The sequence below is a fragment of the Microcoleus sp. FACHB-1515 genome (genome assembly GCF_014696105.1).
Taxonomy (GTDB): Bacteria; Cyanobacteriota; Cyanobacteriia; order Elainellales; family Elainellaceae; genus JAAUTJ01.
Genome location: NZ_JACJPO010000085.1, coordinates 1 through 15198, shown reverse-complemented (window position 1 = coordinate 15198; position 15198 = coordinate 1). Strand labels below are relative to the sequence as shown.

Annotated in this window: 9 protein-coding genes and 2 pseudogenes; 2 read left to right on the top strand and 9 right to left on the bottom strand. The window is 46.7% G+C overall.

Annotated elements, in window-relative coordinates:
• Positions 1-92: 92 nt before the first annotated feature.
• The 3 genes from H6F67_RS26605 to H6F67_RS26595 form a co-directional block, all read right to left on the bottom strand.
• Positions 93-560 (bottom strand): hypothetical protein, encoded by a 468-nt coding sequence (locus H6F67_RS26605; protein WP_190769679.1) that lies wholly within the window; start codon positions 558-560, stop codon positions 93-95.
• 90 nt (positions 561-650) lie between these two features.
• Complete coding sequence (locus tag H6F67_RS26600; RefSeq protein ID WP_190769678.1) at positions 651-887, bottom strand: hypothetical protein; 237 nt, start codon at positions 885-887, stop codon at positions 651-653.
• An 11-nt stretch (positions 888-898) separates the two neighbouring features.
• Complete coding sequence (locus tag H6F67_RS26595; protein WP_190769677.1) at positions 899-3307, bottom strand: AAA family ATPase; 2409 nt, start codon at positions 3305-3307, stop codon at positions 899-901.
• A 485-nt stretch (positions 3308-3792) separates the two neighbouring features.
• On the opposite strand from H6F67_RS26595, the pseudogene H6F67_RS26590 reads away from it, so the two are divergent.
• Positions 3793-4491 (top strand): annotated as a pseudogene (locus H6F67_RS26590) (M20 family metallopeptidase); the annotation flags it as partial.
• A gap of 257 nt (positions 4492-4748) precedes the next feature.
• Here H6F67_RS26590 and H6F67_RS26585 read toward each other — a convergent pair.
• Positions 4749-5432: pseudogene (locus tag H6F67_RS26585) on the bottom strand (SDR family oxidoreductase).
• Positions 5433-5612: 180 nt separating this feature from the next.
• Here H6F67_RS26585 and H6F67_RS26580 point away from each other — a divergent pair.
• Positions 5613-6413, top strand: coding sequence for a trans-acting enoyl reductase family protein (locus H6F67_RS26580; protein WP_199304658.1), 801 nt, complete (start codon positions 5613-5615; stop codon positions 6411-6413).
• On the opposite strand, the gene H6F67_RS26575 is transcribed toward H6F67_RS26580, so the two are convergent.
• The 5 genes from H6F67_RS26575 to H6F67_RS26555 all read right to left on the bottom strand — a co-directional run bounded on the left by H6F67_RS26575 (position 6389) and on the right by H6F67_RS26555 (position 15146).
• On the bottom strand, positions 6389-6607 hold the full coding sequence (locus H6F67_RS26575; protein WP_199304657.1) for a hypothetical protein: 219 nt from the start codon (positions 6605-6607) through the stop codon (positions 6389-6391). The two genes, H6F67_RS26580 and H6F67_RS26575, sit on opposite strands and share 25 nt — an antisense overlap.
• 35 nt (positions 6608-6642) lie before the next feature.
• Complete coding sequence (locus tag H6F67_RS26570) at positions 6643-8154, bottom strand: ATP-dependent endonuclease (RefSeq protein WP_190769676.1); 1512 nt, start codon at positions 8152-8154, stop codon at positions 6643-6645.
• 177 nt (positions 8155-8331) lie between these two features.
• Entirely contained in the window at positions 8332-10473 is a 2142-nt protein-coding gene (locus tag H6F67_RS26565; protein ID WP_190769675.1) for a hypothetical protein, read from the bottom strand.
• Positions 10474-10630: 157 nt separating this feature from the next.
• Positions 10631-11218 carry a Uma2 family endonuclease gene (locus H6F67_RS26560; RefSeq protein ID WP_190769674.1) on the bottom strand — a complete coding sequence of 196 codons (588 nt, stop codon included), beginning with the start codon at positions 11216-11218 and terminating at the stop codon, positions 10631-10633.
• A gap of 52 nt (positions 11219-11270) precedes the next feature.
• The gene (locus H6F67_RS26555) at positions 11271-15146 is read right to left on the bottom strand and encodes an Eco57I restriction-modification methylase domain-containing protein (RefSeq protein ID WP_190769673.1); all 3876 of its coding nucleotides are present in this window, start codon (positions 15144-15146) and stop codon (positions 11271-11273) included.
• Between the last annotated feature and the right edge of the window lie 52 nt (positions 15147-15198).

The window sequence follows — 15198 nt, the reverse complement described above, 5'->3', positions numbered from 1 at the left end:
ACTATGAGTTATTACCGCAAACATCCGAGATGTTGATCTACATTGCCATGATTCGCCTGATGCTAAGGCGCTTGGTATAAAGCTTACACCTCTCACCTTTTCAAACGTCCTCTAAGGCACTTTTGAGGATAAGCGAGAGTGAGACTGATGCAAATTCCTAATACTGCAACACTGTTACTACCCTTGAGAACTGTCTCAAAAAGTTCCTCTACATCTCTATCATTCTCGATCTGCTTCTCCATCCAAACTTCAAGAGCCATGAGAGCACACATAACTGCGTGAGGTCCGTTATAGGTCATTCCTCCCCGGTACAAACAATAGACTTGGACATCTCCCCAGAATTCTCGTTCTCCGAAAGGTAAATTGAGTTTTATCGGTAACAGTGTCAAAAAATGCTCATGCAAACTATTTTGCTCATCTAAACTTACTCTTCGTGCATCCTCATACCATCGATCGGTTGCTGCATTTGTGAGAGTATGAATCAAACGCAGACCTTCATTCTCATCCTTTGAAAGTAAGTACAAGAATGGTCCATGAATATAAGCGGATGGATCAAACAATTTATAGTTCCAGTTATCTCGAATACCAAAGATAGAACGTGATTTAAATCGATTAGATTTTGCTAGATAAATTGCATATTCAAAATCATCTTACGGAGTTATAGGGCATCTTGGCTTAGATATTAAAACATCGATAACGAAGTCTATAAATTCTTTGGGGATGTGATATGCTAGAGGTTGATAATTTTTGAAAACTTCTTCTATTGCATCAATGTTATTACGCTCTGCAATTTCTTGAAGATAAGTGACGACCTTCTTTGGCAGAACGTTGGCTGAATGAAATATGATTTTGTTTAAATTATCTTTATACTCATCATTTCTTGTCATAGCTGATATCCTTATGCTTCATCTTCCTCAAGCCACTTGAATGAAATTTCGCCAATTTCTCTTCGATAGATCGAACCTATTGGTGTTTTTGTTTGCCACATTCTCATTAATCTGGAAGATTCTAGACGAATCTCCCTCGGCAAATTGTCGATGTGTTTTATCAACCAACCCATGAAGGGTTTCCATATTGACCATCTTGGTATGGGATCGCTCATGAAGAGTGGCATGAGTTGATCGGCAAGTTCTGGTCTTGTTTGTACAGATAAGGGTATTAATGAAAAGTTCGGAATGACTTTCACCGTTCGCAATACAACCATTAACTCAATTAATCGTTGTGCATTATTCGCAACTAGTAACGACTCCGCTTTATTAAGTAGTTCGCTTGCGTGTGGTGAAATGAGGAGAGCAGTTAGAAGAGCTTGCCGCCATCTGAAAGAGAGGTGTGAAGCTTGCTCAATTTCTTCAATTATTTGCATCCAAGCATCTGCTGTTTCAGAGTTTTCCAGTAAGGCTACTCCTAGCAATTGAACTGCTCTGTATAAACCAATTGGTTCACCTATCTCTTGTAGGTAAGCAGGTAGTTCTTCTCGGTGCTGGTCCAGTATGCGGTACATTACCCAATCCTCTAACAAGTCATGGCCAAAACGGTACAATTCCCGTTCAGGATCTTGTAAAAGGATTCGATCTGATTTAAGGGAGATAATTGATTCAGGAGAAATGTCATCTTCAGCAGGAAAAAGCCTTCCAGGAGATCGAACAACTCGCCTTCCTACTCTTAAAAGAGAATTCTTTCTGTCACGACCAGTAATAGAGCCTTCATCTCCTACCATTCTCTCCCACCAAACTCTACTAATTTCTATTTCTGTGGCAAGCGGCGGTAATTCTTCTGAGTTTGGAAGCATTCGCACATCTTCTAATAATTTCAGCATTAATGGATTTTTAAGAACAGGAGATAGTTGCTCAAGATACAACAGTGGTTTGAGGCGAGGACTATGTTCAAATACTCTTTGAAGTTCATCTAAGGTTAATTCCGGTACTTGTAATCTCACTGATGTTCCCAAAGCTTGCCAATTCAACCAGCGATAGACATCTTGAATATTTTCCTCCCGTGCTGAATACACAACTACCCAACGATGAGAATCATTTCCATCACCGGAAAGCTCCGCTAAAATGCGAAACAAGTCATTGATAACAGTACGCTGTCCCTGTTCATTGATACGATCAATTCCGTCGATGAAGATCGTGGTCTGAACACCATTGCTCAGTGCTAACAACAATTTATCTAGTGGTTGAGTGAGTTGTAAATAGCTGGCATAGCCATTCCAACCTGTACCAGTAATGCGATCGCCTGAGAAAATTACTATAGACCCTTGGCTTTTCTGATGCTCAACAAGAGCTTTCAACACAGCGGATTTACCAACTCCAGGAACACCTCCTATTTCTAAAAGCAAAGTTTTCGGTAGTTTCTCCAATGCTTCAGCAACTATATTAGCGCGGTTAAGCGTTAAGCCTCCAATGTCTATATGGATCTCATCTAATATGAACTTTGCTTCTTGCTGTAGCTTTTCAATATCAGTATGAACTTGACGATTTTCAAGTAATAAAGCCTTAACATCTTCCACAGTCGTAGTATTACTCAACAGAATTGAAGTAAGCTCGGAAAAATGTTGTTCTTGACTATACCCAAGTTGTTGAACTGAAATTTCTAAAAGCCCTAGCTTACTCAGTAAATGAGGAAGTGAACTTGTAATATCTTTTAATGAAAATTGCATACTCTCCAGCGTCAAGGCTTGCCCTTCAAGCATTTGATTAACCTTGGCTAGAAGTTGAGTCTGGAAGATATCACGGACTGCTGAGTTGCTTTTGACCTCGTAAGTAAAAAACAGGCAGAGCCGCTCGAATAAGCTGTCTTCAACTATTCGTCTATAAAGTTCTGGGGTTCTTAACTCCTGTGTTGCTGAGTCTATTAAATTTTGCTTCACTTGTTCAACTAAAGTTTCGTTTAACATTCCATCCGGAGTTACCAATAACTCAATTTGCTCCACTGACTCCAGTAGACAATCTGATGAATCAACATTTTCTGCTTGAGCAATTTGTTTTTCTACCCGTTTGAGATACTGCTCTAGCCAAGCTACATCCTGTCTATTTTCTGGACTACATACGTAACTCCCTCGATATTTCTTGAATCCCTCCGTTAACTGTTCCAGGCTATCACTTGCTACCGTTTGCAACGCTCTCAAGAACGATCGACGTACTGCCTTCTCTAATTCATCGTTGACATATCGGTCTCCCTGCCTAATACGAGAGGCTAAAGCTTTTGTACCATTTCCCCATGCTCGCATGAAACCTGCGTCGGCTCGATTGCCAATGATTCCGCCAAGAATACTGGTTAAAATAAATGCCCAAGTAACTGGTTCCATTGCGACGGTCGATCTCAAGTGCAGAGAAAAAACTTTAAGAAAAGATGAGTTTCTTCAAGGATAAATACTTCTAGCCCAAAACGAGTATTTCCCAGCACCATCATGCTTTTGTCATCATAGATTTTTCTGCGAAAGTACAACTTTGGAGTGTCGAGGCTCTTATCAAGCAGAACGCTTCCAATAGTCAGGTAGAGGCATAGCCGTATTCAATCAGGCAGAATTATTTGGTTAACGTAGTGGTAGTCATAGTGTGGTTTTAGTTTCTCCTCCAGTTCCCCTTCAGGAAATCACTGAATTTCTTCAGCAGCTTGTTGCGATTTCAGCAGTTGAATCGGAACAGGCAATCGCCACCTATATTGCCGAAAAACTCACTGCTCTTAGATTTGAGCCACACCTGATCGGAGACCTGGAGCATCCCTCCGTCATTTGTCATCATCAAGCTGCAACTGCAACAACAACAATCTGGTTGAAGACACCTCGATACCGCTCCGGTTGGCGATTGCTCCCAGTGGCAACACAACCTGTTGGCTGGAACGATTGTGGAGGATCGCATCTACGGCAGAGGCGTGGCAGACTCGAAAGCGGCGATCGCGCTGTTTATTTACATCGCTAAGGCTCTAAAAGACTCGCCCCAGTTCAATGGCTCGCTATTTCTTGGATTTGATGCTCAGGAGGAATCGGGCAACTTCTCTGGCATTCGTGAGATTTTGCATCATGCTCCCAAAGCCGATGTTTGCATTTTGGGCTATCAAAGCTTTGATGAAATTGCAATCGGCGCACGCGGTTGGCTCCGACTCAAGCTAACCGCTTACGGCGAAGCAGCCCATACAGGAAGCCGCTCTAGAAAGGGAAAAAATGCAGTTCATGCGCTCATTCATGCTTGCTCTGCTTTGTTGCAGCTTGAGTTAGACGGGCAAACAGCACCATTTTTTGAGTTCGGTTCTGCCTTCAACATTGCTCAAATTCAAGGCGGTGAAGCGATCAATGTTGTGCCTGATCGAGCTGAAGCCTTAATTGATATTCGGCTACTGCCCACTCAGTTCGTACAGCCGATCGTGCAAACTATCGAACAACAATTGCGAGATTTGCAGCAAGCCTATCCTGGTTATCAATATGCGCTAGAGATTCTCCAAGCTGAAATCGCCTATCTCACGATCCTCACCCTGAGTTCGTCCAGATTTTGAGACGGAATGCAGCACGGTACAACATCGTTTCACAAGATGCGAGTTCGCCCAGGAATATTGCCCTCATCGCCAATGGTGCAGGCAGTGTCGGAAATGTGATCAGTCGATCGAGTATTCCCATTATCAATGCCTATGGCTGCGAAAGTGGGAATGTCCATGCGGTCAACGAATGGCTCAATCTCAAAACGCTCGAGCCAGTCTTTCAAGTCTATTGGGTCAGCTTGATGGCGTTCTGCATTAGGGGTGAAGTGCTATAGTTACCAGGGCAACACTTCGCCATTGCTGTGCCAAAACGTCCCGGTATTTTCTAACGTCAACTCATCAATTCGATCGAGTAGTCCCTGCACCGACTGCTCTGGCGTAATGCCTCCAGCGGTAAAGTGGGTCATGCGCGTTTGCACCAAACCCGGATGCAAAATCGCGACTGCAATTTCACGTTCCTTGAGGTCGTGAGCCAGGGATTTTCCGGTCATTGACAACGCGACCTTGGACATCCGGTAGCCGTAAGAACTGCCCGATGTGTTGTCGGCGATACGCTACGCTGCCTTCGGGCGACCCATGCGACTGGTCATCAATACAATCTTGGAGCCTGCCTTCAGGTTGGGCAGCAGGGCATGAGTGACCCGTAAAGCACCTAGCGCATTTACCTCAAACTGTTCGCGAATGCTGTCAAAGTCGAGATTTTCCAGCGTGACGCGCTTAAGGATACCCGCATTGTTGATCAGCACATCGATCACTCTATCTTCCAAACGATTTCGCAACTCTGCCACGGAAGCATCCGAGGTAATATCGATGCCCTCTTCAACCTGTACCCCTAGCTGCTGCAAGTCCTCAGCAGCCCTGCGACAAACTGCAATCGCGGTTTCTCCCCGCGCTTGCAGTTGCCGACAGAATTCGTAGCCAATGCCGCGATTCGCACCCGTAATCAGATAAGTTGCCATGTGAACTGCGATCGCTTCATCTAGATGATCTTTCTAAAACCATCATAGAGCTAGGCTAAAAAGTCGCTTGCGATCGGGTTAATGCGACTTTCACGCCGTTCAACCTGGATTTGTGCTGTTACAGTTACCCGTATCGTCCTATCATCTGGAGTGCAGCTGGGATGTCTGATCGTTCCTACGATGTTGTCCTTATATGGTGCGAGCGGTTTTGTGGGCAAACAGACCGCGCAGTACTTTGCCAAACACGCTTCTCTTCAACTCGTGCGCTGGGCGATCGCCGGACGCAATCGGCAAAAGTTAGAAGCCGTCCGGGATAAAATCGGTGCAGCCGTCGATGTGCTGGTTGCCGATAGCCAAGACCAACAGGCGATCGATGCGATCGTCTCTCAAACGCGGGTGCTGCTGACGACCGCTGGCCCGTTTGCGCTCTATGGCAATACGCTGGTGGATGCCTGTGTTCGCTTTCAAACCCATTACGTCGGTATCACCGGAGAAACGCCCTGGGTCAGAGCCTTAATCGATCGCTACCATGCTCAAGCCGCTGCCGATGGCACGCGCATCATTCCCTGCTGTAGCTTTAATTCTGTTCCTTCCGATCTGGGCACGTATCTGGTCGTTCGTTACCTGCAACGAGAATTGGGCGTGCCTTGCCAACGAGTGAACGCCTATTTTCAGGCTGTTGGCGGTTTCAACAGTGGTACGCTGGCATCTGCATTCAACCTCTACGATTCCCCAGAGGCAGCCCAAATGAATCATCCCTTTCTGCTCAATCCCTCCACACCGCATCCTCAAGCCGAAGATGGTCGCAAGCGCGACCCTCAAACGCCCTCGTTTGATGCTGACCTCAATACCTGGGTTGCACCCTTTTTCATGGGAGTTGTCAATACACGCATTGTCCGCCGCAGTGCTGCGCTGTATGAGGAGTGGCAACAACCCTACGGCCCCAGCTTCACCTATCATAGGTCAAGCCCACGTTTCTGAACGGCATCTCGGTTACGCCACTGCTCGATCGCCGCTTGACGAAAGGAGATGAAAATCCCCTCCCCCTTATTTTCGATCGCTGGCACCCAAGTTGGTTCTAGATCGATCGCGGCTCGCCGGACATCCAAAGATAACTCACCATCGATATCGGGCATTGCCGCTTCAAACCGGGTAAACCCAATTTGAGCAGTCACCTCCCGCAATTGATGCACTGCCAACTTGTCAAATTCTACTCTGTATTATGAGCTTCATATTCCCTGAGGGCATCAGCAATTTTCTCAGCAATAGAAGTTGCCGTATTTTCATTTTCACGTATCCAAACTGAAAGAAATGCTCCTCTTACTATAACTTCGGGAACAAAGCCAATCTTGATGCCGATTTGGTTGAAGATGAGATGAGGATCTCGATTTGTTCTCTTTACTTCTTCAATAGCCCTAGAAACATTGTCTTGCTGCGAAGGATCACGCTGACATGAGACTGTGAGGATAGCAATATTTGAATCTCTGTTCTCATAAACGTCATCAAAAACCTTCAACTCTGGTTGGCTACCAGGCAATCTAAAAATTTTTGCTACGCCATCTTCTCTCCTTTGTGAATCACCATCAATGAAGCATAAAGACTTGGATACTATGGCAGGATTTTCAATGTGATTACGGTGAATTCTCTCTGCATTACCATCACCTGCTACAGGATATACTTCAACTTCATCAAATCTGTCACCAAGCTTTTCTCTTAAAATTGCATCTAACCAATACTTAGCAAAGATATCCTCAACAAATATTGCAACCTTCTTGTCAATCCTACCTGAAACTGCCCTTAGAGTTTCAACACTTAACTTACCTTGTTCTAATCTTCCGTTGAGACTTGACCAGATTGCATCAGAGGGAGGTGGACTAAGGGCATAATCGCTGTGGGTTGTGAATATGACTTGTATACTTTTTCGCTGTGCAGCCTCAATTAAATATTCAACCATTCTCCTCGTTGCTACCGGATGTAAACCATTTTCTATTTCCTCTATAAGAACCAGGGAGTAATCAGGCAGGAGTTCAATCTTAGATACAATTCTTATAATTGATGCTTCACCTGCACCAAAATGGAATTCAGAGTATTCGACACTTCCGTCACCACCGATATAAAAATGCTCACTATCTGAGATATCTGTAGAACGATATTGATCTACACTTCTACCTAAAATTTTCTCTACATGTCTACAAGTTTCGACTCCAAGTAAATCTATAGAGTTGTTGTGTTCATAAGATGGCTTCATTAATTTTTTATACTGGCTTTTCTCACCAGCAGGAACAGTTCTGTTGATTCCAAAATAGGCAAGATCTCTGGGAAGGACGTTATCTCGCACCCATCTCAATTGTCTAAATTTGCTAGTCCTTTTGATATCTGAACTACTATTTGAATCTCGATCAACTATGTCATACTCAATATTCCAATCTGCCATGCTGTTATCGCCAATAGAGCTTTTGGGAAAGAAGGTTCCTGGTTTTATCAATCCATCTGGATCTTTGTAAGCACAAGCTGCTGCTCCAAGAACTGTTGATTTACCTCCACCATTCGGACCAACCAGAGCCGTAACCGGAAACTCAAACCGAATAGTAGGACCATTGAACGAACGTATCTTCTCTAGGCGAAGAGACAGCAGATGTTTTCTATAGTTCTTTCGACGAACTTTATCCAACAAGGCAGTTATTTGAGAAGATCTGATTTCGCTGAGGTATCTTTCAGTCATATCGCTTCTATCAGGCTTTAAGCAGAGTTTATATTAGCTGAGGTCTGATGATTTTACAATCTAAGACTCTCAATCTTAAAGCATCTACGGCATCTCGACAAGGCACGAATTTTCTTATCAGCATCGCCGTACTGTGGCAGTGGAGGCAACAATTTTCGGACGAATGCGCTTGTCACCCTACATTAGCGTCGAGAGGGCATCGATCGCAGTTTCATACAGCCCGACCATTGTTCCCAGCGGTCCTGAAATCAGGTGAAGTTCATCTTGAATGATTAAATCGGGGGGAGGGAGTACCTGACTCAAGGGCTGTCCCCGTCCGGGCTTACACGGACCGTAAAAGCCATCTTGATCAAAGCGTTCTACCTGCCCAAACAAGGCTCCAGTTTCACCGACCCAGGGTAGGCTAGCGAACTTATCAACCGTCGCAATGATAAAGCAGGGTAGACGACGATAGATTTGGTCATCAACTGTCAGGATAGGTAAAGGTTGGTTGCGATTGAATTGGCACTTGCGGCTAATACATCGAACTCTTAACTCATTGGGTTCGTTGGCATCGGGCAGAAGTTCAAAGGAATTGCGCGTAAACCGGGTGCCACACCAAGGACAGTTTTCTAAGGGAATAGGAGACGGCTTTTGTCGATCGTTATTCTGATAGGCGATCGTCCGAGTACGGGCACTGTGGGGATCGTTGTCTCCCTTTTTGCCCATCTTATTGGGTGTAGCCGCTTGACCGACCCACAGCCCAATCTCAAACGGATGCTTGCCAAGCTTTTCCACATCATCTTGCCGCTCCAGTTCAAGGGCGCAAATCAGCGTTGCGGCTCGACCTAATTGATCCAAGGTGAGCAGGCGCAGCGTATAGCGCATCAGCACGCTTAACCCTGCCGAATGAATGCCAGAATTGCGGAGGCGACGCAGTACCAGGGTGAAAGCAGCCAACCCCAAGTAGGCTTCAGTCTTCCCGCCACCCGTAGGGAAGAAGAGGAGGTCTACCAGTTCGCGTTCGCGCAGCGTCCCCGAAGGGGAGTCGCCATGTTCTGGGTTGGCAATTCCAACAATGTTCATCAGCAAGAAAGCAAGCTGGAAGGGTCGCCATTTCGGAGCTGCTAGGGATTCTGGGGTGACACCTTTCTGGTCATGGGTGAGTCGTTGGCGGATCGCCCGCGCTACAGATCGGTTGGCAATACAAAAGGCTTCAAACACCAGCGGATCACTCATTGCCTGTAAACCAGCCGCAATCCGCTGGTTGGCAATCACTGCCCGATTGAGTAAATCTTTGGCGGTTTCCGCCCGGTGCTTCGGCATGGTTGGCGCTTGCGATCGCTGTTCAATGATCCAGGTTGCGTAAGCATCGACCATCGGATGCAGCAGTTCACGCAGAGCGGCAGGCGTGGGGGCAGCAGCTAAATTTTCCATCCTCAGTTCTACACCCGGAACCTGAGTCGGAATGACCTTCTCGACATCAGCAGTGGGAATCCAGGCAGTCCAAACTTTGCGACAGATGCCACCCGGTTCCACGACAGCGATCGCCGAGACATTGTGACCCACCGCAAATTCATAGTCATCGCGATACTGCAAATCCGCGACGCTCTCATCCCAGTCTTCGCCGTTGCCACCCCGGAGATCGGGTCGAGGAACCAGGGAGTCTTCAGTTTGAATGGTGAGGCTGGTCTGAAAAGCATGAGCCGCGTCAGGAGCTTTATTGGGCGCTGGGCGACGCTGATTGACCAAGAAGATAGAGACAGAGCGAGTCCCCGCTGGCACCAAGTTCTCTGAAGAAACCGAACGGACAGAAACCAGGAGCTTCAACCCTTTGCTGTCGGGAATGTCTAGCTCTAGTGGCGCATCTTGAGCCTGAATTGGAACCGTCAGTTCGGCATGGCAGGGAATACGTTGCCAGGAACCGATTCGTAACGTCGTTTTTGTCGCGGCTTCCTCCGATGCTTCGGAAGGCAAGGGTACGTAGTCTCCCCAACAAGCCGTAAGCTGTAAAGTCTGAGTGTGAGGGGATACCAGTAGGCTCACGCCCATTGAAGACGGGAAGAAGCCTTTACGAGCAGGGCTTTTTTCAGGAATTGCTTCGTCATCTCCATCCCCCGCACCGTTAACCGCATCTAGTTCATCGTCCCCTGTATCGTCCGATCGCTGCGCTACTGGTGCGTCATAGGGCACCAAAAACCCGGTGAGATACCACTTGGAAGGCGGTTGAGGAATGACTTCTGCGGCGTGAAACTCGTCATCGGGAGCAGGACCAATCAGGTCAAGCTGAAGGGCATCAATCAGGTGCGATCGAACGTCAGCGGGAGTCGTAGATGGCATGAGTAGCCTGTCAGGAATGAGGGCACTGATCTCAGAATGCCCACAACTTTCTGATAATCCCGGAAGGTTGCTCAAATTTCACGAAGCTTTGATGAGGCAATCGCGGAATTTACGGAGCGTTCACGATTTTCGCGACCTAATCAGCATTTGTTTGCAGTTACAGCTTACCTGCCGGGATCTGAGCGGCAGTCAGGTTGAGGACTGGAAAGGTGGGGGATTGAATCAAGTCATCTCCACGAAATTCTGTAGAGTCATAAAATTGGCTTTCCAGGATGCAAACAGTAATTTTTGCTTCCAGAGGGTCAACAATCCAATATTCAAGGATTTCTAGCAGCCCATATTCAGCGCGTTTTGAGCGGTAGTCATCAGCTTTTGTGGAAGGGCTAACGACTTCGACGACTAGAATCGGGGGTGGCTCGCTGAGGTTGATCACGGCTTCGCGATCGCTCATGGCTTCCCACTGGGCAACCGTTAGAACGGTGACATCGGGAATGCGAGAAGTATCCCAATTTCGCCCACGAGGAGAGCGGATACCGACCAGGGCAGGCAGCGCGACCCAAGGTTGCCCGGATTGCGTCAAGGTATCCTCAAGCTGCCGCACTACAAAGTGAATGATTGCCCCATGTTTACCAGTTCCCAAACTCATGGGCACCAGTTCTCCATCGACCAGTTCATAGCGCGTGTCTGTGCCGTCATCGTAGGCGAGATACTCTTCAAAAGTGAGTTTTTGTGTGGCGATCGCCATAAACCTAGCTCGTAGTGAAGACTGACGATTTGAGAAGTGCTTCTAGTATAAGTTATGCCTCTAGTCCGAGCAGGGTTGGAGTGTTCGATCGCTCAGCCTTCTTTGATTTTGCGCCTTTTGATTTGCCTTTTTTCTCTGCTGACTTGCCGCCTGGAATTTCTTGTTCGTAACGTTTCTGATTGAGATCGAGCAGTCGCGCCAGCACTTCGTCATGGGTAGCTTCGTTCCAGCGATAGCGATAGGGCTTTTTGCGCTGACGTTTGGTAGTTTCGTCGTCGTCCTCTTCTTCGTCTTCGTAGTCAAGCAGGAATTCGCATTGGGGCTGGATGTCGCTCCACCCGTAGGCATCCAGGACGGCGCGATCGCATTCTTCATGCAGTTGGCGCAGTCTGAGGATATCGGGGTCGAATTCGTTGGGGTCGTGGAAGCGGTTGTAGGTTTGGGTTAAGCCTTCATTGTTGCGAACCATCAATTGGGCGCGGAATTCGTAGTATTGTTTGCCGATCGCTTCTAGAGTGCGATCGGCTTCCCAGTTTTCGGGAAAGGGGAAGGTTTCAAAGCAATCAGAAGGCGTGTAGCGTAAGTCATCCTTCATGGATGAACCCAAAAACCTCGCCCAAACCTCATGAATGCGTGATTGGAGACAGCAGAAAGCCGCATAGGATTGGAGGGAAAACATGTACAAGGATTGTGCATAGACCATGTTCTTGGGCAAAAATACAAAAGAAAGATGCTTACTAACGATGCAGCAGGCGAGGTCTTTGTTTAGATTAGAAATTGACTTATAAAGTTCTTCCCTTGGACGTTCATAGAGCCACCAATTGGTCTTTCTCTTTTGTGCATCAAGCTTGCCGGATCCCTTCATTCGTTCAGGCTTAACTTTAGCCTCTACGATCTCCATCAAGTCAGAATAGTTTCGTGCTTCAGCTTCGCTCATGCCACTGAAGTTGATAACATATCGAGAGTGAGCATGAGTAGGGCTAGAATTAACTTCTTCGCCACCAATATAAGGAAAAATCAAATCAGAATTTTTGGGGTTATTCTGAATTAACTGATTCATAACTGAAATAGCATTAGATTTTGGGTCAGAATCATCAAATATGAATCCTTGACCGTACAAGTCACACCCCTTAAAGCTTTTGTTCCTATTTACCAACAACCTCATTGGATCACTGATGCTTTCGGTGTGATACAGGAAAGGAGATATGAATCGCACTTCCTTTCTATTAAGAAAGCAGCTACCCAAATACTTCCCTTTATATATGTTCAATAGAGTTACAACAACGGCTGCTCCATGCCACTTAAAGCGTTTTACAGCATTGTAAATCACACCTTGGTGTTGACAAATCCATTTCAATCCAGTTGTTCGAGTATCACCTTGAGCAATTGTATTTGTTGCAACCAGACCCATAGTTCCATCATCTCTTACAAGACTAAATGCGCGACAGAAGAAGAAGGCTGCTAAATCTCCATTCCCGTGCGATTCTGGGTACTTTTCTAACAACCAAGCAAGATATGGGCTTCCAAAATTGGATGATGTTTTACTACCGCCTAAGAATGGTGGATTGCCGACTATACAATCAAATCCAGGGTTTTCTCGCTCAAATACCTCCAGAAATTCATCTTCCCAGTTAAAAGGAATAACTGCGTGTTGACCGCTGCGTAATCGGTCTGAAATTTGCCATAACTCAGAGGCGTTTACCCAGCCTGCTTCATAACCAACAAGCTTACCACTATACTCTTGCTGCTTTTTCTGGCGCTGCTTGTGTGTTTTTCCTTCGAGATCAGCCTGAATTATTGAATCTGCTACTAGAATTTCCCGTGCCGGATTTACATCCAGTCCTTCAGCATTATAAATTTTAAGCTTCTCTAGAAACTCTTCTAGCTTTGCCTCTCGCTTTTTCTGGTCTGTTTTCTCGAAAAATGCCGATACCATTAAATCTGCTGCAAGACGCGATCTACGCAGCAAATTTTCTGTCTCTTGTAAACAAAGCCTTTTTGCCTTCTCATCCTCATCTGTTCGTGTATCTGTATGCCAAGTCATTTCACGGGTTTTCAGGATCTTGGCAGTTTCCTGTGCTTCTACATACCGCTGATATTCCTCGAATGTTGGTTGATAAAACGCCTGCTGGCTAAAGTTTAAGATTGCTTTACGTTTTATACCAACTAAGGAATCACCACACTTAAGTGAATGATCAAGAAACGTAAACTGTAGCGTCCCTGATAATGTAAATAGCCACAGTGATAACTTTGCTAAAGTTACAGCGAATGGATTCTTGTCTACTCCGTATAAACATCGCTGTGCTACTAAACGCCGTGCATGTAGCAGTGGCTCCTCTTCCTGCGGCAATGTTTTCGGCAATCCATCTCGATCCCACGCCGCTTTCACTGCGTCTGCTAATTGACGGCAGGCTTCTACTAAGAAAGCTCCACTTCCCATCGCCATATTGCACACTTTCAGTAGCAGAATTTGTTCTGCATTGGGTTTGTCACCCAATTGCTCCAATACTGGACGTAATGCTGCCCGTACAATTGGTTCTGTTAACTGTCGTGGTGTGTAATGTGATCCAGAACGCCGCCGTTCTTCACTAGGCTGCAAATAGAGCGATCTTATGGGCAGTAGAGTTGGTGTATATGGTGATACCTGCTCTAATGCTGCTACTAAATCTGCTGTAGTTTTTGCAGCCTTCAAATTGGTTAATGCTTTGCCAGTTACCTTACAAGATGCCCACAATTGAAGCCATTTCGCTCGATTACTGAGTTCTTCTGATAATAGTGTCTCTAGATTAATCACCGCATTTTGTGGGCGTACCGCGATGGACATTCCAGTTGCTCGCTCAATAGAAAAACCCATAATTGCGGTATAAACTGAACCAATTTCTTGAACTCCTAGTGAGCGGTATGACAATCGCTCTCCATCCAGCATCAACAGCCGATCGAGCATTCGATACACGACACCATCAGGAATGCGTGGTGTTTCGATCGGTTCTCCAGAGGTAAATTGAGTCCCTTGCGATCGTCCCTCCAAAAACGCATACTCATCCGGGTCAAACAATTGCCCATGTCTTGCGGGTAGGTACTCTGGGGTTTCTCCACCGCCGTCATACACTAGCCGAAACAAGCTCAACAGCCACGCCCACGCACCATATGGCTGATCGATCGTGTCCGGGTAGTTGCCAGCATCGGCGCGGAGTCGCTCAAACAACCCCGACACCGCATAGTTATGCTGATACAGATCATCCCCCGGCATCAGCCCCTCGTCTTCGGCATACAGCAGGAATACCAGCCGCATCAGAGTCGTGATCAGTCCGCCATAGATATGCTGCGGATTTTGGGTTGCGAGTTCACTTAACAGCCTGCCGTTCGTTGCTGCATCCGCCATTTGAAAACCGCGCAGCAGTTCCCACAGCGCATCCACCACCTGACTTGCCAGCGTGGTTGAAACCTCTGCCTGATACTTGCGGCTCTCTTCCAACAAATCTTTTAGCCGCCGCCCCGCAGGAGCCGTAAACAGCCGATAGGCAGACAGCAGCATCTCCAGCGCACCGAGAATCAGCCGCCCCGACACCTCACACATCGCCTGTACCGGAAATGTCAGATGTCCCGACGATTCACCTTTTGGCGCATACACCAGTCGAATCTCCGTGCCGTTGCACAAAACGCCGATCGGAACGCCTGTTTCCCGCAGCAATCGCTCAAACTTTGCCTGGGGACTAGCAGACCATTTCCCAGTCTTCTCATGGGTAGCATCTACTTCATCCAGGCTTGCCCCCGGAGCAATCACCTGAATCAGCATCAGCCAGCCATCATCCTGCACCGCATAACTGGGCGCAAGAATCTCACCATAATCCGGCAATGCCACCTCTAATATTAAATCCGGGTAAAAGCCCATAATAAAGGGGTAGCACTTGATACGACCAATGCCCAAACGAATTCAAATCGCCGAGCATTTGAGTGTGGACGAGTTAGAGCAGCGCTAT

Bases quoted from the DNA above. Each gene is read 5' to 3' on its own strand.
- H6F67_RS26570 (WP_190769676.1), bottom strand. From the start codon at position 8,154: ATGACTGAAAGATACCTCAGCGAAATCAGATCTTCTCAAATAACTGCC.
- H6F67_RS26565 (WP_190769675.1), bottom strand. From the start codon at position 10,473: ATGCCATCTACGACTCCCGCTGACGTTCGATCGCACCTGATTGATGCC.
- H6F67_RS26600 (WP_190769678.1), bottom strand. From the start codon at position 887: ATGACAAGAAATGATGAGTATAAAGATAATTTAAACAAAATCATATTT.
- H6F67_RS26580 (WP_199304658.1), top strand. From the start codon at position 5,613: ATGTTGTCCTTATATGGTGCGAGCGGTTTTGTGGGCAAACAGACCGCG.
- H6F67_RS26560 (WP_190769674.1), bottom strand. From the start codon at position 11,218: ATGGCGATCGCCACACAAAAACTCACTTTTGAAGAGTATCTCGCCTAC.
- H6F67_RS26595 (WP_190769677.1), bottom strand. From the start codon at position 3,307: ATGGAACCAGTTACTTGGGCATTTATTTTAACCAGTATTCTTGGCGGA.